This window comes from Streptomyces sp. R41, assembly GCF_041053055.1.
Taxonomy (GTDB): domain Bacteria; phylum Actinomycetota; class Actinomycetes; order Streptomycetales; family Streptomycetaceae; genus Streptomyces.
Genome location: NZ_CP163443.1, coordinates 7,036,668 through 7,060,270, shown reverse-complemented (window position 1 = coordinate 7,060,270; position 23,603 = coordinate 7,036,668). Strand labels below are relative to the sequence as shown.

Below are 23,603 nucleotides of genomic sequence, written 5' to 3'. Positions count from 1 at the left end.
CGTACGGCGGCGGAGGCCCGGTTCCCTTTTGAGGGGGCCGGGCCTTCGGCGTGTGCAGTTCATGTGGTCAGGGGTTCGAAGTCCCAGAACGGGCGCTCGCGGTTTCGGGCGGCCCGGGTGCCGGGGTGGTCGTGGCCGAGGGTCGCTGCCAGGTCGTCGAGGGCGACTTCTTCCAGCCGCTCGGCCTCCCTACGGTCGCCAGTGGACCGCAGGTCGGCGGCAAGGGCGATACGGGCGGACAGGGTCAAGGGGTGTGCGGCCCCGAGGACGTCGTCGGCCTCGGTCCTGGCCGCGATGTCAAGGCTCATCGCGAGGGCAGTCTCGCGATCACCGGCGAGGGCAGCCGCAGCGGAGGCATTGAGGGCACAGCCGAGCGCCCAGGGGTGGTCGGGCCCCACTGCCCGCTCCATCTCGGTACGTGCTCGGTCGGCGAGGAAGCGGGACTCTTCCCGTGCGCCGACGGCACGCAGGATCAGGGCCTGGTTGGCGTGGACGCCGGCGACGTATGGATGGGCGGGCCCGAGCATCCGCTCGTAGCGGGCGACGATCGGCTCGCCGATCTCCCGCGCCCGGTCGAGGACCTCGTACTCCCGAGCGAGGCAGCTGTAGGAAACGGCGAACATCAGGCTCAGTGGGTCGTCCTCGCCGACAACCCTCTCCCCGCGTTCCAGGACCGAGGCAAACAGGGTCCATGCCTTCTCGAACTCTCCGGCCTGATATCGGCACAGGGCCAGGTTGTACTCGGCATGCAGGGTCTGGGGGTGGTCGGCGCCGAGCTGCGCGCGGTGGCGTTCCGCGCCGGCGGTCTGGATCGAGGCGGCATCCCGCGGGTGGCCGAGCAGGCGCAGATCGGTCCGTCCGCGCCCGCCGGGACAGGCCCCACTAAGATCACCACGCGTCCCCCTGATTCAACTCTCTTGTATTGCACGGCTGTTGAGAGCGAACTTGGTCATTCCCCGGCGCGCGGGGGGTTATGCGCACCGGGGCGAGCGTCTCAGGTCAGGTCGACAGAGGTTCGAAGTCCCAGTAGGGCCGGTTGCGGGAACGGGCCGAGATGGTGTGGACGTGCTGGGCGCCCAGGGTGGCGGCCAGGTCGGAGAGGGCCTCCTGCTCGATCTTCTCGGCCTGTTGGCGGTCTCTCAGGCCGCGCAGATCGGCGGCGAGGGCGATGCGGGCGGAAAGGGTCAGCGGGTGGGTGCGGCCGAGTGCCTCACTGGCCCGGGTGACCGCCTGCTGGCTGAGCGCGGCGGCTCCCTCGGGGTCACCGACGAGGTTGCGCAGGGCGGCGGCGTTGATGGCGCAGCCCAGGGTCCAAGGGTGGTTCTCGCCGACCGCCGCGGTCATGTCGGCCAGCGACTGTTCGATGAGGACATGGGAATGGTCCCGCTCGCCGACGCTGCGCAGCACCAGGGCGTGGTTGGCACGGACCCCTGCGATGTAGGGATGGCCCTCGGCGAGCATCACTTCGTAGCGGGCGACGACGGACTCGCCGAGTTCCCGCCCCTGGTCGATGTCGCCGTGTTCGCGCACGAAACAGCTCGTGGTGGCAGCGAACCTCAGTGTCTGCGGATCCGCCTCGCCCAGCACGCGCTCGCAGCGTTCCAGCACGCGGGTGAGCAGCGCGCCCGCCGCGGCGCGGTCTCCGCTGCGGTAGTGGCACAGGGCAAGATTGTGTTCGGCCTCCAGGGTCGGCGGTGCGTCGGGCCCCATGACGAGACGGTACTCACGCACGTTCTTGGCCTGGATCGACTCGGCCTCGGTGTAACGGCCGAGGAGGCGCAGGTCCGTCGCGTAGGACCACTCGGAACTCAGCGCCCACGGATGCCGTGCCCGCAGCAACAGCCTGCGTGCCTCCAGCGTCCGCCGGTCGATGTTCAGCGCCTCGTCGTAGCGGCCGAGCAGCCGCAGCGACACCGCCAGGTTGTTCTGGGCCCCGAGGGTCCGCGAGTCCTGTTCGCCCAGGAGGTCGCGGTACGTCAGCACGAGCCGCCGGGAGAGTTCCAGCGCCTCGTCGTAGCGGGCGAGACCGCGCAGGTCCGCGCCGAGACCGCTGACCGCGCGCAGGTGGTCCAGGTCCTGCTCTCCCCGCTGTTCACGCAGATGTTCGACGGCGGCACGCTCGATCGTCTCGGTGCGCTGGTAGTCGCCGACTGCGCGCAGCAGATTGGCGTAGTGGTGCGTCAGTTCCCAGATCCTCGGATGGTTCTCGCCGAGCAGCGTCCGCCAAGCCTTCAGGGCGCGTTCGCCGAGTTTGATGCCCGCGCGGTACTCGCCCGAAATGTACATGTACCGAAGGCAGTTGAAGACCAGCGTCTGCACCGCCGGATCCTTGCTCTTCAACACGTCCGCGTACTTCAGGTGCGGGACGATCTCCGCGTATCCGGGCCACAGCCGGGTGTCCGTGGGCCGCCGCGGATCCGCCGCCGCCAGCGCCCGCCGCACCACATCGATGAACTCCCGCCGGTCCTCGTCCGGCATGTCCTTGTGGACGATCTGGTGGACCATCCGGTGCAGATACAGGGACTCGCCGGAGGACGCGGCGTCGTCGGTGGCCGCCTCGTGGGACTCCAGGCGGACGACGGAGTACTGGCGGAGCTGGTTGATCGCCTTGTTCCACAGGAGCGGGTCGTTGAGGAGACCGGCGATCTGTTCGGGCAGCTCGTCGTGCGGCATCTCCTTCAGGAGGCGTACCGGGATGAAGCCCGGCGCGAAGAAGGTGCACAGGCGGAGCAGGTCGACGGACTCCGGGACGGTGTCGCGGAGCTTGTTCAGCAGTATCGACCAGGCGGTCTGGAAGGCGACCGGGAAGTCGGCGGAGATCTTGACGACGTCCTGGTCGATGCCGCCCTCCAGGAGGGCGATGTACTCCTGGACGGAGAGGTCCGAGTCGTTGAGCCAGCCCGCTGTCTGGTCGAGCAGGAGGGGCAGGTCCTCCAGCGCCTCGGCGAGCTGGTCGGCCTCGGGCTCGCTGAGGCGGGGCGCCCGGCGGCGGATGAAGGCGACCGACTCGTCACGGCCGTAGACCGGCACCTCCAGCAGCTTGCTGTTGTGCTCGCTCCACTCGGGGTTGCGCGAGGTGATCAGGACGTGGCCGGGGCCATTGGGAACGAGGTCGTAGATCTGGTCCGGCTCGTCGGCGCCGTCCAGGATCAGCAGCCAGCGTGCGTACGGGTCGCCGCGGCGCAACGAGTCCCGCACGGCGCGCAGCCGCTCGCCGTACTCGGCACCCGTCGACAACCCCAACTGCGGTGCCAGTTCGGCCAGTCGGCGCCGGTAGGTGACCCGTTTCTCGGCGTTGACCCACCACACCACGTCGTACTCGGAGCCGAAGCGGTACACGTACTCCGCCGCGAGCTGCGTCTTGCCCACGCCCGACATGCCGTGCAGGGTGACCACGGCGGCCCCCGCCTCGGCGCCCTGGAGGAGGTGGTAGGCGTCGTTCAGCAGCGGTTCACGGCCGGTGAAGCGGGTGTTGCGGCGGGGTACGCCGCCCCAGACCTCGGGCATGGCCGCAGGGAAGCGCGGGCCCCGGCGGGCGCCCTCGAGGGACTCCGGCAGGGGGTCGGCGGGCAGGTCGAGGCGGTCCAGGACGCGGCGCTCGGCCTCGTCGGCACCCATGTTGTTGAGCTCGACCGCGCCGAGTACGGCGGCTGCGGTCGGCACCGGGCTGGTGGTGACGGAGACGGCCGCGAAACGGCTCGGGTCGGGGGCGACGACCTCGCGCAGCGCGGTGTTCCACTCGTCGTGGGTGCGCGGGCCCAGCTGGAAGTACCACTCACTGACGATGATCAGAATCCGGCCCTGGGCGAGCGACAGGTCGCGCAGCAGGTCCACGAGCGGTACTTCGGCCGGGGAATCCCAGCGCTGGTACACGACGCGATGGCCACGCCGCTCCAGACGGTCCCCGATCCAGGCCGCCCAGGCCCGGTTGAAACCGGCGAAGCTGATCGTGACGGTCTGCTTCGCGGCCCCCCTCTCGGTTGGCCCGACCGGCGTACGAGCTCCAGACATGCAGCGGCCTCCCCGCGCGAGATTTTAGAACCGCTGCGAGGTCCGGCGATAGGCACTGACGGCTACCAGTCGCTTGCTTCACGGTTCCTTTCCATCCTTTCAAGCGACGATCTTGGCGCACTGATCGTCCCGCGTCCGGGAACCCGCGGCTTTCGGCGAGGATGGCTCAATCGAGCCGGTGGCGCGGCGCGTTCGGTGGGTGGACGCCGGGTCCGGCGCGCACCGCGCGCGGCTGGTTCGCCCCGGCTCCCGGCTCATTCGCCCGGCGCGTGGCGCTGCGTCCACAGCGCGCGGGCCGCCCGTATGTACGCCTCCGCGCGCGCCGTCTGCCCGCGCGGCGCGGGATGCTCTGCGAGCCGTTCGTAGACCGCGATCATCTGGTCGACGAATCGGCGCCCCTGCGCGGTGAGGTCCCCCGATCCGACGAGGGTCGGCAGCACGGCCCCGACCTGCTCCCGGTAACGGGCGTGCTGGGCCCAGGCCGCGTCCCGGTGGGCCGGGTGGGTGGTGACGAGCGCGGTGCGCTGGAAGAACTCCGCCAGCGCGAGGTGGGAGTACGTGCCCTGCAACAGGCCGTCGTACGGGCGCGGATCGGGTCGCCAGGGCGCGAAGTAACGTGCCTGCGTACCGGCGTGGTGAAGCGTCAGCATGTCGCTGAGTGCCGCCAGTTTGGTGTGCTGCAGCTCGTGCACCAGCGTGGCCGCGAAGGTCATGGGTGTGGGCGGGGTGCTGCTGAGGAGCGCGCCGAAGGCCTCACGCCGGGTGCCGCTGCAGCTGCCGGTGGTCCGGCCGCCGGCCGTCGAGCCGGGCGGCGCGGACAGCGGGACCAGGCAGCGCAGCAGGGCGACGGCCTCCGTGACGCGGTGCTCGCCGCCGAGCCGGAGCACGGACGCGATGCCCGACCAGGACTGCAGCCAGCGCTTGCGCTCCGTGTCGTCGAGGGTGACCGGTCCGCTGAGCTCGCGGTGATGGGGGCCACCGCGCGCGGTGCGGTACGGATCGAGGTCGTCCAGGGGTACGGGGTCCGAGCCGGGCAGCAGACCGGGCAGCGCGTAGGCGGGTGTCCACGCGGCGGCCTCGGACCAGGCGCCGAAGCCGCCGCTCTGCAAGCGCACGACGATGTCCTTCTCGCCGCGGCGGCGCAAGGTCAGACTCCCCCGGCGGTGCACGACGTCGACCGGGACGTCTCCGGACGTGGCCGTGCGCAGTGCGCCGAGGGAGGGCAGGGTCAGCACGCCGTCGCGCGCGGTCAGCCGCACCGCGTAGGACAGCCCCGCACGGGCGGCGACGACTGCGGCGAGCGCCCCGAAGTAGGCCAGATCGCGGCTGAGTTCGCGCGCGTCCCGCCCGGCTCTCGGCCCGGCCCCCGCGCCGAGCCCGCGCAGACAGTACCGGGCCCACGGTCCGACGAAGGGGTGCAGGAGCTGGGTACGGACCGGTGAGAGCGCGACTCCGGCGAGGGCGCGCTCGCTCCCCGTCGTGGACGCCTGGCCGACATGGGCGCCGCCCTCGGACACCGGCGCCTCGACGGCTCCGTACGCCACTGACGCCGGGCCGACGTGGGAATCACCGTTAGAGGCCCCCGCCTCGACGTGCGGGTACACCCACGGCCCGTCCGGGTCCGTGTACACACCCTGACCCGGAGCGACACGGGGGCCACCCCAGGGCGCCGCTTCCTCCACCTGCCCGTACGCGGCCGACGCCGGGCCGGCACCGGTGCGATCGACGGGCGCCCGCACTGCCGCGCCGGTCCAGGAGCCGGCGCCGCTCGCGCCCACGGTGCCCGGACCGATCTCATACCCCCAACCGTCCGGCCGGACAGGCGGCTTCATCCGGTCCGCCTCCTCCAGCAGTCCCCAGTCCTCCCGCAGCCGCGCCCGGGCGTCGGCGGAGCAGACCCCGGGGTCGGCCGCCTCCACGGCGTCGAGCACCGCGCGAAGCAGCAGCAACCTGCGCGTGTACTGGTCGCGTACGAGCAGGCCCAGGGTCTCGGGGCCGCCTTCGGTGCGGCCGAGTTCGGTCAGGGCCCGGTCCGGGACCACCGGCAGGATCACTGGATGCCTCCTTCGAGAGAGGCGGTGACGGGCGCGGCGGCTCCGGCGAGCCGTCCCGCCACATGGCGGATGAAGCGCTGGAGGTCGGCGCAGTAGACGGAGGGGTTGCTGAAGCCGTGTCCGGCCCGGTAGCGGTGGGCGTAGTGGCCGCCGCCGCAGACGGAAAGAAGCGGGCAGGAACGGCAGCGCGCGGCCAGCGAGGCGGCGCCCGTCTGCCGGGCCGCGACACCGGGGTGGCCGAGGGCCTCGTCGAAGCTGTGCCGGAAGACGTCGAGGCCGGTCTCCGCCGCCCCCTCGTAACAGGACTTCAGGGAGTCGACCTGCTCGATCGCCCCGTCCGTCTCGACGACGACGGCGTCGAACGGGGCCAGCCCCAGCGATTCGGTGGCGGCGGGCAGCCCGAACAGCAGCGCCAGGCACTCCTCGAAGAGCCGCACCCGCGTCTCCCTCCGCCCCGCCCCCCACCAGCGGTCGAAGACAGCGCACAGCCAGTCCCCGTACGGGACATCGGCGCCGTCCCAATGCGGCGGCGGGGCCGACCAGTTGCCGTGCGGCAGCAGCAGATCGAGGGCCGGTGGCCGCAGGGCGAGGACGGACTCGTACAGCTCGACCGGGTCCGTCGTGGGGTCCACGACCGTGAGGATCCCGGCGTACGCCTCGGGGAAGCGGTCGGCGATCAGGCGGGCGCCGCGCGAGGCGGCGGGCCAGGACGGGCGCCCCGCGCGGTCGGTGCGCAGCGTGTTGTGCGCGGGCAGGCCGCCGTCGAGGCTGATGCCGACACGGATGCCGTGCCCGGCCAGCACGGCGAGCCGCCGCTCGGTGAGCAGGGTGGCGTTGGTCTGGACGGTGGCGTGCACGGTGCAGGAGTCCGGGACCCGGTCGCGTACGAGATCGGTGAAGCGGGCGAGCGTGTCCACGCCCGCGAGCAGCGGCTCGCCGCCGTGCAGGACGAGGGAGAGCGCCGTCATGCCATGGGCGCCCGCGTGCTCGCCGATCCGCAGCGCGGTCCGGGCCAGCACGTCGGGCGGCGCGGCGGCGGGGCGGGCGCGCCAAGTGCGGTCGGGGCCCTCGTAGAGATAGCAGTAGCGGCAGGCGAGGTTGCAGCGGCCGTGCGCCTTGACGATGAACTGCCGGAAGGGGAACGGCGGTTCGGGTGCACGGACTGCGCTCGAGGTCGCGGAGGTCACCTCGTCAGACACTCCGGCACCCCCATGCTCTACGGCCCGCGATCCCACGGTACGGTCCGCGTCACGGCCCCCTGCCCGTACGGGGCGGCATTCCCTGGCGGGGGCCGGACGCAAACGCGGCACGATCGAACTTGTCCGGTTCAACCATAGGGCGGACCGGAACTGACGCCTTATGAAGGCAGATTGACCGTTTTCACGTTCACCTTGTCCCTCAGATCGTCCCTCAGAAGGCGTTGTTGAACCCCCAGAGCATCTCGCTCGGCTGCCCGGCCCGTTCCGTCAGCTCCTCCAACACCTCGGTCAGCACCGGGTGTTGAATCGTCCTGAGGTCCGCGAGGTCCAGCTCCAGCAGATCCGGCAGATCCCGTGGATCCGGCAGATCCCGCAGCCGCTCCGCGGCGACGTCGGAATCCGGTGCGTCGTCCCGTGCACCCATGTCCTCCCCCTTTTCCCTCACTCCGCTCCGGCACCAGCCGGGCAGGCGCTCCCTCACCCCGCCCCGGCGGTCGCCGGGCAGGCGCTCCCTCACTCCAGCTCGGCCAGCCGCTGTGCCGTCTGCCGGGCCGTCGGCTCGCCCATGCCGACGGCGCCGTCCGGCAGCCTCGACCACTCGGCCCGGGCGGCCCGGTAGGCCTCGCGTGCGGCACGCGGGCGCGCCGCCGCCTCGTAGGACATACCCCGCCAGTGATGCGCCCGCGCACCCAGCTCCACGGCCTCCTCGCGGCGGCGGTCCGTCTCCGCCTCCGCCTCGGCGTCACGCGCCGACTCGGCCGCGGCGCGGAAGGCGTCGACCGCCTCGTCCAGCCGCGCGGGCCGGCCCAGGCTCTGGTACGCCTCGAACTGCGCCTGGCCGAGCTCCAGCCAGCAGCGCGCGGCCGTCAGCGGTTCACCGGCCTCCAGCGCCGCGAGCCCGAAGAGGTGCTCGGCCTCGCGCAGATCCACGCGGTCGCCCCGGGCCCGGTGGCGCAGCATCAGGGCGCGGCCGAGCAGGAGCAGGCGGTATGCGAGCTCCCCGCTGCCCGCGGGGGTTTCGGTACGGCAGTCGCGCAGCACGCGGATGGCCTGGGACAGCGACTCGCGCGTACCGGTGCCGTTGGCCGGCACCGCCCGGCGCAACAGCACTTCGCCCCACTCGGCGAGGACGTCGGCGTGCGCGGGGGCGTCCCGCGGCACACCCCGGGAAGCCTGCTCGAAGCGTTCGGCGGCGTCCTGGAGTTCACGCGGGTCGCCCGACTCGGCGTACCGCGCGGCCTTGATGCGCCCCGCGCGCACCAACAGCGCCGCACGCAGGCCCTGTTCACGGGTCAGGCCCAGCGCCTCGTCGACGTGCGCCTGGGCGTCGTCCAGCGCGCCGCCCGACTTCAGGATCGCGTCGACGAGGTCGAGGAGGACGCGGACGCGGGACGGTTCACCGGCGACGGGGAGCCCGGGCTCGGGGCCGGGTTCCAGGGCGGCGCGCAAGGAGTGGGCGCCCTGTTCCGCGTACAGCCGCGCCTGTTCGTGGTCGGCGGTGGCGCCGGACAGGCGCAGCAGGACGCGGCCGTGGGCCAGCGGGAGTTCGGGCGGGCGGTGGCGCCGGTCGGGCCAGGCGTCGGCGAACGCCTCCAGCATGCCGACCGCGCCCTGGAGCAGCGCGCTGTCGCCGCCGAGGCGCCACTGGGTCTCCAGCGCGCGCACCCGCTCCAGGGTGAGCCGCAGGGCTTCCCCGGCTTCCAGGTCGGGCGCGGCACAGGCCACCGCGTACTCGCGGTCGGCGCGTTGCAGCAGATCAAGTGCGCCACGCCGGTCGCCGCGGCGCCTGCGGTCGATGGCGGCGGCGTGCAACACCCGTGCCAGCACGGCCCGTTCGCGCAGCGCGCGCGGGTGCGCGACAGCCCGTTCGGCGGCCGTCTCCGCCTCGCGCAGCAGCTCGGCGCCGCCCTGCACCTCCCACAGCCGCAGCACACAGTTGGCGTACTCGGCCCACAGCTCCGGGTCGGCGCCCGCGGGCAGTTCGTGCTCGGTGGCGCCGCGCAGCAGCTGTACGGCGTCGATGAGGTCCTGCACCATGCCGTCGGTGTCGAACTGCCCGACCAGGGAGCGGGCCCGGATCACCGCCGCGTGGGTGGGCCGCTCGTCGGGCAGGTCGGTGCGGCCACGGGCGCCGTACAGCGCGAACTGTTCCGGCAGCGGCATGAAACGCTCCAGGACCCGCGCGGCGACCTCGGCGAAGGGCTGCGGGACCAGGGTGGCGCCGCCGTTGTCGCCGTTCTCGCCCGGGTATCCGGCGCCCGGCGCGTACGGCCGTCCTGAGGCGCCCTCGCCGAGCTGCGCGAGAGCCAGGGCCGGGAAGTTGGGGCCACCCTTGCCGAAGCGGTACTCGATGTACTCCGAACAGTGCTTGAGCACCAGCATGGCCTCGTCGCGGCCCAGCGGCGACAGGAGCGCCTCCTGCACGCCGGGCGCGAACTCGTACCACTGAGCGCTGTCCGCCCCGTAGTCCTCCGCCTTGGTGCGTGACACCAGGCCGCTGAGCAGGACCTCGGCCAGTTCGGACGGTCCGGAGTCGGGCAGCATGGTGCGCTGCACGAGCTGCATCACGGGGAGACTGAGGGGCGCCGCCGCCAGATAGCCGGCCAGGCGTCCGGCCGTCTTCGAGGCGTTGGAGCGGAACCGGCTGACCAGTTCGAGCGCGGACAGCCGGCGCCCGGGGCGGGCGGCCCGGGCGGGCGGATGGTGGTGTCGCACCCAGCCGACGGCACCGGCCACGGGCCCCGCACCGGTCCCGGACAGCAGCCGCGCCCAGGCGCCGAGCGCGGCGGGCTCCGGCGGCAGTACGGGCACGGGAAGCGCACCGGAGCGGGCCTCCTGCGGGGCGCCGGTGGGCAGCCGGACCTTCAGGGTGGCCGCGCCCGCGAGCGCCTCGCCGCGCGTCAACTCGCCGTACGACACGGGGAGTCGGGTGCGGTTCCACATGCGCTGCGGCAGCGGCTGGAGTACGGCGGCGGGGCCGAGGCGGGACAGGTGGTGCAGCAGCCGGTGGGCGTGGCCGCTGTGCCACAGGGGGCCCGCGCAGTCGCTGACGAGGAGGGTGATCCGGCGGCCCGTGGGGTCGCTCAGCCGGTCGGCGGAGTGCAGCGGGGCCGCACCGGGCTCGGGACTGCGACTGACGGCGGGTTCGCCGTCCGGGCCTTCGTGCAGATGGCTGACCTCAATGTCCCAGAAGGCGCCCAACTGGCCGAAGACCTGCTCCAGTTCGGCGAACATCCGGTCCCACACCCGCATCGACGAGGAGGCGTCCATCACCAGCTGGAGCGCCGCGTCGGCCCGCGTCACCCCGCGGAACACCGGCAGGACCAGACCGCCCGCCCGGGCGCTCAGCTCCGCGGTCGCCGTCTCGTCGAGGACCGTACGCAGGGGCGGCGCTGCGGTCCGATAGCCCTGCAACGGCCGTAAGGCGCGCTGGAGTTCGAGCGGGGCGGGGAACGCGGGCGCGGCGGGCACCCCGATCGGCAGCACCGTCACCCGGCCCTGCCCGTGCCCCTGCGGCGCTCCGTCCCGCGGCACCGGATACAGGGCGACACGCCGGTCCGCCCCCGCGTTGTGCGGCAGCGGCTCGGGGCGGTCGTCGGGCGGCACCGGAGCGGCGTCGGACGACTCCGTGTGCTCCGGGACCGGGTCGCGCCCGGCACCGGGCAGCGCGCGACGCGCCGGGACGCTGCCCTCGGCCGGCTCGACCGCGTCCGTCGGGCGCGCCCAGCGGGCCAGCCACAGACTGTCGCACAGCTGCTCGGCGTCCGGGTCGAGCCCGATCTGCCGCATCCGGGCGATGAGTTCGGCGATCGGGTCGCCGCCGGGCAGGGCGGTGCCTCCCGGCCCACCGGGTGTGTCGGGACCGTGGCGCGCCGCGGCGTCGGGCATCAGGGCGTCACCTCGGGCGGTCGAGTCGCTGGATGAGCAGGTCCGCGAGACGGTCGCGACTGGGCGGGGCGGCCGCGTCGGTGAGGTAGATGGCGTTCAACAGCTGGTCGGCCGCGACGAGTTCGCTGCGCGAGCGCTCCAGGAAGTGGGTGATGAGATCGTCTCCGGCCCGCGCGGCCTCGTCGCCGAGGTGGGCGCGTACGAAGGTGGCGAGCCGCTTGTGGTCCGGGCGCCCCAGTTCGAGGTGGATGCAGCGGCGCATGAGCGGAGCCGGGAAATCACGCTCACCGTTGCTGGTGAGCACCACGAAGGGGAAGGCGTGGCAGCGCACCCGGCCGTCGCGCACCCGCGCCTTGGTGCCGTCGGCGGTGAGCACCTCGGCCTCGCCGCCGGGCAGCCGGTCGGCGACCCGCTCCAGCTCGGGAATGGCGAACTCGCCCTCTTCGAGCACATTGAGCAGGTCGTTGGGCAGGTCGATGTCGCTCTTGTCCAGCTCGTCGATGAGCAGCACGCGCGGGGTGTCGGACGGCAGCAGCGCGGTGCCGAGGGGGCCGAGCCGGATGTAGCTGCCGATGCCCTCGACCGAGCCCGGGGCCCCGGGAGTGGCCGGATCGGCACCCTGGGGCGCCGCGAGCTGTACATCCTGGAGCCGGGCGATCGCGTCGTAGTGGTACAACCCGTCCTGCAGCGTGGACCGGCTGACAATCGGCCAGCGCAGCACATTGCCCAGGCCCAGTTCGTACGCCACCGAGTGCGCGAGCGTGCTCTTGCCCGCGCCCGGGCTGCCGGTGACCAGCAGGGGCCGGCGCAGATAGAGCGCCGCGTTGATCATTTCGAGTTCCTCGGCGCCCGGCCGGTGCAGCTCGGCCAGATGCCGGTGCGCGCCCAGCCTGCGGTCCTCGGAGCCGTCGCCGTTCCTCCCGGCCGCGTCCCGGCTCGCGAAGTCGCGCCAGGGGGGTGGGGCCGGGAGGCGGTCTATGCCGTCGTGGGGTTCACCGGCGCCTCGGTAGATGAGCCACTCGCTGGATTCGGTCATTGCCCAGTCCTCGTCGTCACTCGTCCACCACGGCAGCCGTCGAACATGCGGGAGCGTGCATCACCGTATCGACCCTCGGGGGGCCTCGAAAGAGCCCGGTACGGGCTCGTAACGGCCCAATTCAGGGCCGCAAAAGCCCAGTTAGCTTTCGTTGGCGCCCGGTACGGCAGAGCGCCGGGTCCCGCGGTCATGGCGCCTCCAACAGGTCACCGGCACCGGGTAGCGGCTGGCTCGGATCGTCGTAGAACAGGGCGATGCCGTCGGCCCAGTAGGTCTCCCGCAAGCCCGCGCGCAGCCCCACCCGCAGCGCGTGGACGACTTCGGGAAGCCGCTCTGCGCTGCCCGCTTCCGCGATGGTGTCGCCCACCCGCCGGTGGAAGTCGCCGCAGAAGGCATCCGGTCCGTCCCGCCGGCGCCGCCACAGCGCGACGCCGTAGCCGCCGTGCACGATCCGCAACAGCGCCACCGGGTCGTCCTCGAAGCGGTGGTCGCCGTAACGGCACAGCACCGGGACCGTGGTGTGGGGCAGCCCGCGCAGCGACTCCGCGGGCGGTACGGGTACCCGTAACCCGTCCTCGCAGTCCAGGACTTCGGCCTTCGCGCCGTACGCGTGGATCCACCTCCAGCGGGCCTCGCGCTCGTGCTGCTCCTCGTCGGCGGACAGCTGCCCGCCGACGAAGTCGCCCTCCTCAGGCAGTTGCTCCCGGTCGGCGCAGCGCACGACGACCGGCCGGTGGGCGCCGAGCGGTGGCGCATCCGGCGCGAACTGCCAGGCGTCGACGTCCAGTCCGAGCAGCTGATGAGGCAGCGCCACCTGGAGGACCGCGGGCCGCCAGGGCTGGTCGCAGTGCCGGAAGGCCTCCGCCAGGGGCGCGGCGAGGCCGCCGGGGAGATCGACCAGCGGAACGCGCTCGGCCTCACCCAGCCGCACCACCTCCCCGTCCGGACGGCCCACGGAGACCCGCCAGTCGCAGCGGTCCGGTTCCCAGCCCCGCTGCTCCAGTTCCAGCAGGGCGTAGAGGTGGGGCGCACGGTCGGCGACATGCGCCAGGGAGCGCGCCTTCTGTGCCTCCGCCACATGCTCCGCCCGGTTCAGCAAGGACCGGAAGCTCTCGATCGGCTGCTGCGCGAGCTGGCGGCGGTACCTGACGCCAAGGCCCTCCGCGGCCCGCCACGCCCACTTCCACAAGGCCAGCTCCGCGCTGCGGGTGTCGGCGGTGACGAAGGGGCGCTCGGCGGTCATGACCTGCACCACATAGTCGATGACGAGTTCCAACGCGCCGTCCTGGCGCGAGCTCTCGTACAGCGCCCCGAGGCCGTCGCGCCAGGCGCGCGGCGCCGGGTGCGGGATCGCCGCGTGGCTGCCCAGCAGGGATTCAAGGATGCCGAACAGCTCACCGGTACTGGCCGGAGGCGGCAGATCGGCGAGCCTGCCGAGCAACCGGGTCCGCTCGAACGGGCTGAAGGCGCGGCCCGGCCGCGCGCCGAGCTGGCCCTGCACATCGGCCCAGGTGTTGCCGTCGTAGTCGGGATGGCGCTGCCGGTCGCGGTGATAGCGGTCGTGGGCGTGGAAGACGGCCTGGTACAGATCCTCTTGCTCGCCCCGCACCTCACCCGTCGGCACCGGCAGGGACCGTAACTGCTCCACCCCCGTGCAGGTGCCGCCGAGCCCCCGGTCCGCCTGCGACTTCAGGACGCCGACGACCTCACCGCGTACGGGATCGACGACCGGCCCTCCCGAGACGCCGGGCGGCAGCACGTCGCTGCCCAGCCGGATCTGCTCGTCCTCGGACCAGCCGCCGAGGGTGCCCTGCACCGTGCAGGTCCCGTTCAGCCGGCGCAGCTCACCGCCGACCACGGACCATCCCGAGTAGAAGACCTTCGCCTCTTCGTAGTACGCCGCCGGGCGCTCGGTGACATAGGCGCAGTCGTGGTCGACGCGCTCGCGCAGCCGGACGAGCGCGAGGTCGGGGGCCGGCCAACTGCCGCGCACGACACCCTCGACATGCTGCGGGAGGGCCGTCGCGACCTCGCCCGCGACGGCGGACGTACCGCGGCCCGGCCCCGTCTCGTAGACCACGGTCACCTCGCCCCCCTCCCCGCTCCGAGCCACATGCGCGCAGGTCAGAACCCAGTGCGGAGCGACGAAGAAGCCACTCCCGAGGAACGTGCCGGGCTCGTCCAGGGCATACCCGGCCCCCGCGCGATGGATGCGCACCGTCGCCGCCATGACGAGGTCACGCAGCGCACGGTGAGCGTTCCCGGGGCCGCCCGGTGCGCCCGGGGCGTGCCCGTCCGTCATGCGCCGCCTCCGACGGAGGCGTCACCTGAGCCGCCGTGCGCCGGGGCGCCGGGGGACGCGCCCGCGTGCGGTTCGGCCACCGGGTTCGCCTGCGTGTTTCCGTCGGTCGCCGCCTGCCGGGTGGTGCCCTCGGTGGAGTCGAGGTCCGGTGGGCCGCCGTTCCAGGTGAGCGTCACCGTGATGCCGGCCTTCGCCTCGCCGTCCGCGAGGAGGCCGACCACCTTGCCTGCCTTGGCCGTCAGCTCGATCCCGAACTCGACGCTGACCTCGTCGGGCCGCACCGCCCGCAGGGGCGCGGCCAGCGAACGCGCGACACTGGTGATGACCGACTGCAGGCTCTCGACCTGCGCCTCCACCCGGTCGCCGAACCCCGTGTCCGTGTACGACAGCGCGCCGGACGGTTCCTCCAGCTCCTCGGCGCCCGAGATCCGGGCCCACACCGGCGTCCCGTCCGGCATCTCGATCCGTGCGATCCGGGTCACTGCGTCACCCATGGCATCCCCCGTTCCCCCACGCCCCCGTGGTACCGCCGACCTTGCAGGCTAGCCGCAGGGGGGCGCCCACGACAGAGGACCTCCGCGCGGCGCCCGCCCCACCTATCCTTTTCCCAGCGTTCCACTTCACTTTCACCGACGGAGCACCATCCATGTACTTCACCGACCGTGGCATCGAGGAACTTGAGAAGCGGCGGGGCGAGGAAGAGGTCACCTTCGAGTGGCTCGCCGAGCAGCTGCGGACGTTCGTCGACCTCAATCCGGACTTCGAGGTGCCGGTGGAGCGGCTGGCGACGTGGCTGGCACGGCTGGACGACGAGGACGACGAGGAGTAGGGCACCCTCGGCGGTTCGTACTCGCGGGCGTCACCCCTCGGGGTCTCGTACTCGCAGGCGTCACCTTTCGGGGCTTCGTACTCGCGGGCGTCACCCCTCGGGGCCTCGTGCCCGCGGGCTCACCCCTCGGGGCTTCGTACGCACGGGCTGTCAGTCGAAGGCGCGCAGCTGGCCGAATGCCAGGCCGAGAGCCCCGTGGATCACCAGGAGCGCGCCGGCGGCGATCCAGCCGGCACTGCGGCGCCGTACACCCCAGGCGGTGAGCGGGAGCCCGGCGGCCAGTTCGGCCGTGGCGAGGGCACGGGCCTTCTCGCCGCGGAACCAGGACGCCAGGCCGCCGCCTTCCATGACGTCGAGTTCCGCGCGGACGGCGGCCCGCCACCCCGACCACTCGATCTGCTCGGCGCCGGGCTGGATCCGGGCCACCTCACGGAGCCGGTCGGTGGGTTCGCCGGGGCCGAGCCCGGCCGGAAGCATCACCCCCGCGCGCGTGAGGACGGCGAGCAGCCCGCGCACACGCGCGCGTGCGTCCGCAGCGGGGTCGGGCTTCGTCAGCTGCTCCAGGGACTGCATGTCCAGCACCGGATCGAGACCGAGCCGCGCGGCGAAGGTGCGCATCGCCTCGTCCTCGCCGACCGGGGTGCCGTTCGTCAGCCATTCGTAGCCGACGGTGCGACGGAAGCCCGAGGCGAGAGTGCAGCCACTGTGGTCGGCGTCCCACCACAGGGCGAGTACCGGCCAGGGGGCGCCGACGGCGAGGGCCGAGGCCCAGCCGGTGAGCACACGGTCGACGGGTTCCGCGCCGTGCCGCCAGGGCTTGCCCTCGGGGACCAGCACGCTCCACTCGGGACCGGCTCCGGTGAGCAGCATCCGCTCGCGCAGCAGCTGGGCGGCGGGACCGACGGACTCGGGGTGCGCCCGGCACAGGAGCAGGGCGCCGGGGGCCGTGACCGAGGACTCGCCGGGCGCAGTCGACATGGCCCCACTTTAGGACGATTTGCTCCCGTCATCTTGTCCTTGATCCTCAAAACGGGTGTCTTGACTTTCCGCATCCGCGATATATCGTGAATGACGGAAGACGCGATATGGCGCGTCGAGTCCGGACTCGACGGGGGTCCGGTCCGGTCGAGGAGGTCTGCACCATGTCCGAGTGGTCCGTCGCAGAGCCGAGGAAGCTCACCTTCGACGACCCCGTGACGGCGCTGCACGTGCGCGTCGTCAATGGAACTGTCAACGTCGTGGGCACCGACGAGGGTTCCGCCCGGCTCGAGGTGTCCGAGCTGGAGGGCCCACCGCTCCAGGTGACCCAGAAGGACGGCACCCTCACGGTGGCGTACGAGGACCTGCCCTGGAAGGGCTTCCTCAAGTGGCTCGACCGCAAGGGCTGGCGTCGCGACGTGGTGGTCTCACTGGCCGTCCCGACCGGCACCCGGGTCGAGGTCGGCGTGGTCGGCGCCGCCGCCGTGGTCTCCGGGATGGACGCGCGCGTGGAGGTCAAGGGCGTCACGGGCGACACGACACTCGTCCGCATCGCGGGTCCCGTACGGGTCGACACGGTGTCCGGAAACCTGGAGGCCCAGGCCGTCACCGGCGACCTCCGCTTCAACTCCGTCTCCGGCGACCTGACCGTCGTCGAGGGCTCGGGCTCCTCCGTGCGGGCCGACTCGGTGAGCGGCTCGATGATCGTGGACCTCGACGCGACGGGTACCCCGACCGACGTCCAACTCACCAACGTCTCGGGCGAGATCGCCATCCGGCTCCCGCATCCGGCGGACGCGGAGGTGGAGGCGAACACCGCGAGCGGCACCGTCTCCAGCGCCTTCGAGGACCTCCGGGTCAGCGGGCAGTGGGGCGCCAAGAAGATCACCGGCCGGCTGGGCGCGGGCAACGGCAGGCTGAAGGCGATGACCGCCTCCGGCTCCATCGCACTGCTCCGCAGGCCACCGGCCGAGGACGGGCCGTACGACGACGATCCGGCACCGCGGGACGCGCCCCCGGCCGACGGTCCGATCGACGACTCGACGAACACCTCGACCGACGGCTCGACCGAGGGCCCGACAAACGCCCCGACCGACGGCCCGACCGACAAGAAGGTGCTCTGAAATGCCTCCCGTCTTCGCGCATGGCCGCCTTCGCCTCTACCTCCTGAAGCTGCTGGACGAGGCGCCACGCCACGGGTACGAGGTGATCCGGCTCCTGGAGGAACGCTTCCAGGGCTTGTACGCACCCTCGGCGGGCACCGTCTACCCCCGGCTGGCGAAGCTGGAGGCCGAGGGACTCGTCACGCACACCACCGAGGGCGGTCGCAAGGTGTACGCGATCACGGACGCCGGCCGCGCCGAACTGGCCGACCGCAGTGGCGAACTGGCCGATCTGGAGCTGGAGATCCGCGAGTCCGTGGCAGAGCTCGCGGCCGAGATCCGGGCCGACGTACGGGGAGCGGCGGGCGATCTGCGCCGCGAGATGCGGGCGGCTGCCACAGAGGCCCGGCGCGGCCCCAAGGGCGGCACCGGGGCCAGGGAACACGACGCGGAGCCGGGCGAGTTCGGGGGCATCGGCGACTACCAGGACAAGGAGTCGTGGCGGGCCGCGAAGGAGGAGATGCGGCGCGTCCGGCAGGAGTGGAAGGAACAGGCCCGCCGCGCGAAGGACGAGAGCCGCCGCGCCCGCGACGAGGCCCAGCGCGCCCGCCGCCAGGCCAAGGAGGCCCAGGAGCGAGCCCGCGCCCAGGCCCAGGAGGAGATGCAGCGGATGGCCAAGCGGGTTCAGGAGCAGGTCCAGGACCATTTCGCGCGGGGCGACTGGCCGACCGGGGTCCGCGAGGGATTGACCGAACTGGCCAAGGAATTCGGCGACTTCGGCAAGAACTTCGGAAAGGACCTGGGCAAGGACTTCGGCAAGGACTTCGGCTTCGGCCGCACGGACACGAAGGCCGGTTCGACCACGGAACCGGAGTACACGGTCACCCCCGAGGACTTCCCCGCCGACTACGAACCCTCCTGGGCCCACGAGGACTCCACTGGCAACCCCGCCCGCGACCTCGACCGCCTCCTGGACCGCTTCCGCGACGACATCCGCGACGCGGCCCGCGACCACGGCGTAACGGAGGACCAACTACGTGAGGCCCGCCGCCACTTGTCGACGGCGGCGGCACATATCGGGGCGGCGCTGCGCAAGCGTGTCTAGCCCGCCCGGCGTTTGAGGACGAGCGCGAAGCGCGATACGGGGGTCCGGGGGCGCTCCACCCATGAGCGGCTCCGCTGCGGGCCCCAGGTATGGGGTTCCGCCGCGGGCCCCAGGTATGGGACGGGCAGGGGCGGAGGGGGCGAAAACGTACCCAGCACCGCCCCCGCCCACCCCGACGCACCTCACCCCGCCTCGGCAACCCCACCCCCGTCGCCGTACAGCACTCGCGTCACCGCCTCGTACGTAACCCCGTGATCGGCGAGCACCTCCGCCAGAACGCCGGGGCGCACGGTGAGCGCCATGAGCAGATGCTCATCACCGATGTGGCGGTCACGCCGAGCGAGAGCGATCCGCAGGGACTGCGTCAGCACATCCTTCGCCCCTTGAGCGAAGGGCCGACGCCGGACCCACCGACCACCCCCACCCCTCCTCTCCGACCCCAACGCCCCTTCCCCGTGCACCTCTTCGACCCGGGAGACGATCTCCGACAGGTCGATACCCAGCCCGGAGAGGGCGTCCGCATCGGCGCGGGAGAGGCCACCGCGACGTCGCGCCTCGGCGAGGTCCCGCTCCACCGAGTCCCGCCGACCGGCCAGCCCGAGCGACGCCAGGGCGAACGACCCCCGGCTCCCCTCCCGATCGAGGAGGGCGAACAGCATGTGCTCCGCCTCCACCGTCTCGGCCCCCGCCCGCTCGGACTGGACCACCGCCCCCTCGACGACGGCACGCGCATCCTTCGTGAAGCGCTCGAACATCACTGCCTCCCGTACTTCTTGTGCACGGCCTGCCTGCTCACTCCGAGTTCCGCGGCGATCTCCTGCCACGACCAGCCCTGATTGCGCGCACTGCGCACCTGCACCGCTTCCAACTGCTCCAGCAGCCTCCGCAGCGCGGAGACGGCCCGCAGCCCGACCCGCGGATCGCGATCACCCGCGCGCTCGGCAAGATCCGTTGCTTCGGTCATGATGTCAACCTACGTTGACAGGACGGATCTGTCAATCACGGTTGACATACGACAACGGCCGGCCCGGAAACCCGGACCGGCCGTTGTCGGCAGAGAAAACCGTCAGGCGTTCGTCAGCACGATCTTCCCGAACTGATCGCCCGCCTCCAGCCGTTCGAACCCCTCGCGGGCCCGGTCCAGTGGCAGCACCTCGTCGATGACGGGGCGTACGCCGGTGGCGGCGCAGAAGGACAGCAGGTCCTCCAGCTCGTCCTTGCTGCCCATTGTGGAGCCGACGATCTTCAGCTCCAGGAAGAAGACACGGGTCAGTTCGGCGTGCGAGGGCCGGTCGCCGCTGGTCGCCCCCGAGATGACCACCGTGCCGCCGGGCCGCAGCGACTTGATGGAGTGGGACCAAGTGGCGGCACCCACCGTCTCGATGACGGCGTCGACCCGCTGCGGCAGCCGCGCCCCGGACTCGAGCGCCTCCACGGCCCCCAGCTCGACGGCCCGCTTCCGCTTGGCCTCGTCGCGGCTGGTGGCGAACACCCGCAGCCCGGCGGCCTTCCCGAGCACGATCGCGGCGGTGGCCACGCCGCCACCCGCGCCCTGCACGAGGACGGAGTCACCGGGCCGCACCCCGGCGTTGGTGAACAGCATGCGGTACGCCGTCAGCCAGGCCGTGGGCAGACAGGCGGCCTCTTCGAAGGACAGTTCCTTGGGCTTCGGGAGGATGTTCCACGCCGGTACGGAGACCTGCTCGGCGAAGGTGCCCTGGTAGCGCTCGGTGAGGATGGACCGGGGCTCCTTGGGGCCGACGCCGTGGCCGGTCTGGCCGATGACGGAGTGCAGCACCACCTCGTTGCCGTCCTCGTCGATCCCGGCGGCGTCGCAGCCGAGGATCATCGGGAGCTTGTCCTCGGCCAGGCCGACTCCGCGGAGGGACCACAGGTCGTGGTGGTTGAGCGAGGCGGCGCGTACGTTCACGGTCGTCCAGCCCGGCCTCTTCTCGGGGGCCGGGCGCTCCCCCAACTCCAGGCCGTTCAGCGGCTGGTCACGGTCGATTCGGGCGGCATAAGCAGCGAACATGACCTTGACGATAGGCTCCACCCCCGGCCGGCGGAACCACGTCCCCCTGTGACACACGTCCCGCCGCACCTGGCCCGGGCCCCGTAAGGGGCGCGGGGAACGGCGCGACAAGCCCCCACCCACCCGCAGCCGAAAGACAACCCAGGGGGGTCTGGGGGCAGAGCCCCCAGGGACGATGGGGGTCCCCCCGCTCGAGCGAAGCCGAGAGTGGGGGAGGGCAGGGGCGGAGGGGGCGAAAAACCACCCACCCGGACGCCCCCCCACGCGAAAAATGGCCCCGCCGGAAAACCCGGCGGAGCCACCACGCACACCACGTCAGCGGCGAGCAACCCCCTCGGCCCGAGCAGCCGCGGCCACCGCCGCGGTCACCGCCGGAGCCACCCGCTCATCAAAGGGCGAGGGAATCACATAGTCAGCCGCAAGATCGTCCCCGACGACCGCAGCCAGCGCATCGGCCGCCGCGATCTTCATCCCCTCGGTGATCCGGGACGCCCGCACCTGCAGCGCCCCCGCGAAGATCCCGGGGAACGCCAGCACGTTGTTGATCTGGTTCGGGAAGTCGGACCGCCCGGTCGCGACGACGGCCGCGTACTTGTGGGCGATGTCGGGGTGCACCTCGGGGTTCGGGTTGGCCATCGCGAAGACGAAGGCCCCCTCCGCCATCGACGCCACCGCCGGCTCCGGCACCGTACCGCCGGAGACGCCGATGAAGACGTCGGCGCCCGCGAGCGCGGACTCCAGCGACCCCGTCAGGCCCGCCTTGTTGGTGATCTCCGCGAGCTCACGCTTGACGTCCGTCAGGTCGTCCCGGTCCTTGGACACGACGCCCTTGCGGTCCGTGACGGCGACATCCCCGAGCCCTGCCTCCAGCAGGAACTTGGCGATGGCGACGCCGGCCGCACCCGCGCCGGAGATGACCGCGCGCAGGTCGCCCAGCGACCGCCCGGTCAGCTTGGCGGCGTTGCGAAGCGCCGCCAGCGTCACGACCGCGGTCCCGTGCTGGTCGTCATGGAAGACGGGAATGTCGAGCCGCTCCTGGAGCTTGCGCTCGATCTCGAAGCACCGCGGCGCCGAGATGTCCTCCAGGTTGACGCCACCGAAGGACGGCGCCAGCCGGGCCACGGTCTCGACGATCTCGTCGACGCCCGTGCAGTCGAGCGCGATCGGCACCGCGTCCACGCCGCCGAACTGCTTGAACAGAATCGCCTTGCCCTCCATGACGGGGAGCGAGGCCTCCGGGCCGATGTCGCCGAGTCCGAGCACCGCCGTCCCGTCCGTCACCACAGCGACGACGGACGACTTCCACGTGTAGTCGTGGACGAGCTCGGGCTGCTCGGCGATCGCGCTGCACACCTTCGCGACGCCGGGCGTGTACGCCAGGGACAGGTCGTCCTTGTCACGGACGGGCACGGTGGCCTGCACGGCCATCTTGCCGCCACGATGCAGCGCGAATGCCGGGTCGAAGGAATCGAGGGGCTCGGCCCCGCCTTCCTGATCCGTACTGCTGTCGCTGCGAGGATTGACGATCTCCGCTGCCACTTTGTTTTACCCCTTAAGTCTTCATTGTTTGAGGGTGACCACTCCTGGTTGAGGGGTGGGCGGGCACCGCGCAAGCCCAGCCGCCGTGGTTGCGTACGGGCGTTTGCGCGACGGGCGCGCCGCACACGCGCCCTGAGCCCCGGATGAGGGGTGTAAAGAACCTTCTTACCCGACGGACGGTGTCGTCGACGAGTCCATAACGCGAAGGTCACATGCCGGTGACATGACTCATAGCCGAATATGTGGACAAGTCCACGACTTGCCCCCATGTCCCCGCAAGTGCGGAGTGGCGGCCGCCCGCATCCCGGGATGCGCCGAAGATCTTCCGGCCGGAAGGAGTGATTCCCGCACAAGGTCCGGCCTTGATGTACCGGCCCGTAGCGGTTCGGGGGTCACCCGTTATCCGATTTTGACATAGCGAGTCCCCTGAATGGCGTCGTCCGAATGGCAGGATGCCGTCATCACACAAGGTCGCGACACTCGAAGGTGTGTGTTCTCGTCGACCTATCGGTACTCCCTCATCCGCCGGAGGAACCCAACATGACCGCACGCTCCACCCGTCGTACCACCGCCGCGAAGTCCAGGACAGCAGCGGTCGGCGCGATCGCGGTCGCAGGCGCCCTGATCCTCACCGGTTGCGGTGACCAGACGGACAAGAGCAGCGACAGCGGCAGCTCGGACACGTCCGCGTCCTCGGCACCGCTCGCCGACAAGCTCCCCGCGGACATCAAGAAGGCGGGCGTCGTCAAGGTGGGCTCCGACATCGCGTACCCGCCGGTCGAGTACATGCAGAGCGGCAAGGCCGTCGGCATCGACCCGGACATCGCGGACGCCCTCGGCAAGCAGCTGGGTGTGAAGTTCGAGTTCCAGAACGGCAAGTTCGACCAGCTCATCGTGGGTCTGCAGTCCAAGCGGTTCAACGCGATCATGTCGGCGATGAACGACACGAAGAACCGCCAGAACGGCATCGACTCGGACACCGGCAAGAAGGCCGGCAACGGCATCGACTTCGTCGACTACTTCACCGCCGGCACCTCGATCCTCGTCCAGAAGGGCAACCCCAAGGGCATCAAGTCCCTGGATGACCTGTGCGGCAAGGTGGTGGCCCTGCAGAAGGGCACCACGTCCGAGGGCATCGCCAAGGCGCAGAGCGCGAAGTGCAAGAAGGACGGCAAGAAGGCCATCACGCTGCAGACCTTCGACACCGACCCCGAGGCCCTGCTCCGCCTGAAGCAGGGCGCGTCCGTCGCCGACCTGAACGACTTCCCGGTCGCGGCCTACAACGCCAAGACCTCGGGCGGCGGCAAGGACTTCGAGGTCGTCGGCGACCAGATCGAGGCCGGCCCGTACGGCATCGGCGTCAGCAAGGAGAGCACCCAGCTGCGGGACGCTCTCCAGGCGGCCATGAACGCGATCATCAAGAACGGTGAGTACGCCAAGATCCTGGAGAAGTGGAACGTCACGGACGGCGCGGTGACCGAGGCCAAGATCAACGGCGGCTCCTGACCCTGCCTGACGCAACATTGA

18 protein-coding genes are annotated in these 23,603 nt (G+C 71.8%); 4 read left to right on the top strand and 14 right to left on the bottom strand.

The window, feature by feature from the left end:
- Positions 1 to 59 precede the first annotated feature (59 nt).
- The 9 genes from AB5J53_RS32340 to AB5J53_RS32300 form a co-directional block, all read right to left on the bottom strand.
- Positions 60 to 623 carry a tetratricopeptide repeat protein gene (locus tag AB5J53_RS32340; RefSeq protein ID WP_369249138.1) on the bottom strand — a complete coding sequence of 188 codons (564 nt, stop codon included), beginning with the start codon at positions 621 to 623 and terminating at the stop codon, positions 60 to 62.
- Between the two features lie 376 nt (positions 624 to 999).
- Positions 1,000 to 4,011 (bottom strand): FxSxx-COOH system tetratricopeptide repeat protein, encoded by a 3,012-nt coding sequence (gene fxsT, locus AB5J53_RS32335; RefSeq protein WP_369249137.1) that lies wholly within the window; start codon positions 4,009 to 4,011, stop codon positions 1,000 to 1,002.
- Between the two features lie 254 nt (positions 4,012 to 4,265).
- Positions 4,266 to 6,065, bottom strand: coding sequence for an HEXXH motif-containing putative peptide modification protein (locus tag AB5J53_RS32330; RefSeq protein ID WP_369249136.1), 1,800 nt, complete (start codon positions 6,063 to 6,065; stop codon positions 4,266 to 4,268).
- The gene (locus AB5J53_RS32325) at positions 6,062 to 7,264 is read right to left on the bottom strand and encodes an FxsB family cyclophane-forming radical SAM/SPASM peptide maturase (protein WP_369249135.1); all 1,203 of its coding nucleotides are present in this window, start codon (positions 7,262 to 7,264) and stop codon (positions 6,062 to 6,064) included. Before AB5J53_RS32325 ends, AB5J53_RS32330 begins: the two co-directional genes overlap by 4 nt.
- Positions 7,265 to 7,475: 211 nt before the next feature.
- On the bottom strand, positions 7,476 to 7,688 hold the full coding sequence (gene fxsA, locus AB5J53_RS32320) for an FxSxx-COOH cyclophane-containing RiPP peptide (RefSeq protein ID WP_369249134.1): 213 nt from the start codon (positions 7,686 to 7,688) through the stop codon (positions 7,476 to 7,478).
- An 89-nt stretch (positions 7,689 to 7,777) separates the two neighbouring features.
- Positions 7,778 to 11,152, bottom strand: a complete 3,375-nt coding sequence (locus AB5J53_RS32315) for an SAV_2336 N-terminal domain-related protein (protein ID WP_369249133.1) — start codon at positions 11,150 to 11,152, stop codon at positions 7,778 to 7,780.
- Between the two features lie 7 nt (positions 11,153 to 11,159).
- Positions 11,160 to 12,188 (bottom strand): AAA family ATPase, encoded by a 1,029-nt coding sequence (locus tag AB5J53_RS32310; protein WP_369249132.1) that lies wholly within the window; start codon positions 12,186 to 12,188, stop codon positions 11,160 to 11,162.
- A gap of 187 nt (positions 12,189 to 12,375) precedes the next feature.
- Complete coding sequence (locus AB5J53_RS32305) at positions 12,376 to 14,490, bottom strand: trypsin-like peptidase domain-containing protein (protein ID WP_369249131.1); 2,115 nt, start codon at positions 14,488 to 14,490, stop codon at positions 12,376 to 12,378.
- Complete coding sequence (locus tag AB5J53_RS32300; RefSeq protein WP_369249130.1) at positions 14,487 to 14,984, bottom strand: CU044_2847 family protein; 498 nt, start codon at positions 14,982 to 14,984, stop codon at positions 14,487 to 14,489. The genes AB5J53_RS32305 and AB5J53_RS32300 overlap by 4 nt, the downstream gene beginning before the upstream one ends.
- A 152-nt stretch (positions 14,985 to 15,136) precedes the next feature.
- Here AB5J53_RS32300 and AB5J53_RS32295 point away from each other — a divergent pair, with 152 nt between their 5' ends.
- On the top strand, positions 15,137 to 15,319 hold the full coding sequence (locus AB5J53_RS32295) for a DUF6104 family protein (protein WP_005312030.1): 183 nt from the start codon (positions 15,137 to 15,139) through the stop codon (positions 15,317 to 15,319).
- 150 nt (positions 15,320 to 15,469) lie between these two features.
- Here the strand turns inward: AB5J53_RS32295 and AB5J53_RS32290 are convergent, their stop codons facing one another.
- Positions 15,470 to 16,297 carry a hypothetical protein gene (locus AB5J53_RS32290; protein ID WP_369249129.1) on the bottom strand — a complete coding sequence of 276 codons (828 nt, stop codon included), beginning with the start codon at positions 16,295 to 16,297 and terminating at the stop codon, positions 15,470 to 15,472.
- A gap of 164 nt (positions 16,298 to 16,461) precedes the next feature.
- On the opposite strand from AB5J53_RS32290, the gene AB5J53_RS32285 reads away from it, so the two are divergent.
- Complete coding sequence (locus tag AB5J53_RS32285) at positions 16,462 to 17,421, top strand: DUF4097 domain-containing protein (protein WP_369249128.1); 960 nt, start codon at positions 16,462 to 16,464, stop codon at positions 17,419 to 17,421.
- 1 nt (position 17,422) lies between these two features.
- On the top strand, positions 17,423 to 18,505 hold the full coding sequence (locus AB5J53_RS32280; protein WP_369249127.1) for a helix-turn-helix transcriptional regulator: 1,083 nt from the start codon (positions 17,423 to 17,425) through the stop codon (positions 18,503 to 18,505).
- Positions 18,506 to 18,687: 182 nt separating this feature from the next.
- On the opposite strand, the gene AB5J53_RS32275 is transcribed toward AB5J53_RS32280, so the two are convergent.
- The 4 genes from AB5J53_RS32275 to AB5J53_RS32260 form a co-directional block, all read right to left on the bottom strand.
- Positions 18,688 to 19,260: a Clp protease N-terminal domain-containing protein gene (locus tag AB5J53_RS32275; protein WP_369249126.1), complete on the bottom strand. Its 573-nt coding sequence runs from the start codon at positions 19,258 to 19,260 to the stop codon at positions 18,688 to 18,690.
- Positions 19,260 to 19,469 carry a helix-turn-helix domain-containing protein gene (locus AB5J53_RS32270; protein ID WP_121405930.1) on the bottom strand — a complete coding sequence of 70 codons (210 nt, stop codon included), beginning with the start codon at positions 19,467 to 19,469 and terminating at the stop codon, positions 19,260 to 19,262. The genes AB5J53_RS32275 and AB5J53_RS32270 overlap by 1 nt, the downstream gene beginning before the upstream one ends.
- Positions 19,470 to 19,571: 102 nt before the next feature.
- A complete protein-coding gene (locus AB5J53_RS32265) occupies positions 19,572 to 20,537 on the bottom strand; it encodes a zinc-binding dehydrogenase (protein ID WP_369249125.1) in 966 nt (321 codons plus the stop codon).
- A gap of 315 nt (positions 20,538 to 20,852) precedes the next feature.
- The gene (locus tag AB5J53_RS32260; RefSeq protein ID WP_369249124.1) at positions 20,853 to 22,076 is read right to left on the bottom strand and encodes an NADP-dependent malic enzyme; all 1,224 of its coding nucleotides are present in this window, start codon (positions 22,074 to 22,076) and stop codon (positions 20,853 to 20,855) included.
- A gap of 540 nt (positions 22,077 to 22,616) precedes the next feature.
- Between AB5J53_RS32260 and AB5J53_RS32255 the strand changes: the two genes are divergently transcribed.
- Positions 22,617 to 23,582: an ABC transporter substrate-binding protein gene (locus AB5J53_RS32255; protein ID WP_369249123.1), complete on the top strand. Its 966-nt coding sequence runs from the start codon at positions 22,617 to 22,619 to the stop codon at positions 23,580 to 23,582.
- The last annotated feature ends 21 nt before the right edge of the window (positions 23,583 to 23,603 follow it).

What these genes read in the sequence shown, in the direction of transcription:
- AB5J53_RS32315 (WP_369249133.1), bottom strand. Translation starts at nt 11,152, where the DNA reads ATGCCCGACGCCGCGGCGCGCCACGGTCCCGACACACCCGGTGGGCCG.
- AB5J53_RS32310 (WP_369249132.1), bottom strand. Translation starts at nt 12,188, where the DNA reads ATGACCGAATCCAGCGAGTGGCTCATCTACCGAGGCGCCGGTGAACCC.
- AB5J53_RS32305 (WP_369249131.1), bottom strand. Translation starts at nt 14,490, where the DNA reads ATGACGGACGGGCACGCCCCGGGCGCACCGGGCGGCCCCGGGAACGCT.
- AB5J53_RS32285 (WP_369249128.1), top strand. Translation starts at nt 16,462, where the DNA reads ATGTCCGAGTGGTCCGTCGCAGAGCCGAGGAAGCTCACCTTCGACGAC.
- AB5J53_RS32280 (WP_369249127.1), top strand. Translation starts at nt 17,423, where the DNA reads ATGCCTCCCGTCTTCGCGCATGGCCGCCTTCGCCTCTACCTCCTGAAG.
- fxsA (WP_369249134.1), bottom strand. Translation starts at nt 7,688, where the DNA reads ATGGGTGCACGGGACGACGCACCGGATTCCGACGTCGCCGCGGAGCGG.
- AB5J53_RS32295 (WP_005312030.1), top strand. Translation starts at nt 15,137, where the DNA reads ATGTACTTCACCGACCGTGGCATCGAGGAACTTGAGAAGCGGCGGGGC.
- AB5J53_RS32255 (WP_369249123.1), top strand. Translation starts at nt 22,617, where the DNA reads ATGACCGCACGCTCCACCCGTCGTACCACCGCCGCGAAGTCCAGGACA.
- AB5J53_RS32340 (WP_369249138.1), bottom strand. Translation starts at nt 623, where the DNA reads ATGTTCGCCGTTTCCTACAGCTGCCTCGCTCGGGAGTACGAGGTCCTC.
- AB5J53_RS32270 (WP_121405930.1), bottom strand. Translation starts at nt 19,469, where the DNA reads ATGACCGAAGCAACGGATCTTGCCGAGCGCGCGGGTGATCGCGATCCG.
- AB5J53_RS32265 (WP_369249125.1), bottom strand. Translation starts at nt 20,537, where the DNA reads ATGTTCGCTGCTTATGCCGCCCGAATCGACCGTGACCAGCCGCTGAAC.
- AB5J53_RS32275 (WP_369249126.1), bottom strand. Translation starts at nt 19,260, where the DNA reads ATGTTCGAGCGCTTCACGAAGGATGCGCGTGCCGTCGTCGAGGGGGCG.
- AB5J53_RS32300 (WP_369249130.1), bottom strand. Translation starts at nt 14,984, where the DNA reads ATGGGTGACGCAGTGACCCGGATCGCACGGATCGAGATGCCGGACGGG.
- AB5J53_RS32290 (WP_369249129.1), bottom strand. Translation starts at nt 16,297, where the DNA reads ATGTCGACTGCGCCCGGCGAGTCCTCGGTCACGGCCCCCGGCGCCCTG.
- fxsT (WP_369249137.1), bottom strand. Translation starts at nt 4,011, where the DNA reads ATGTCTGGAGCTCGTACGCCGGTCGGGCCAACCGAGAGGGGGGCCGCG.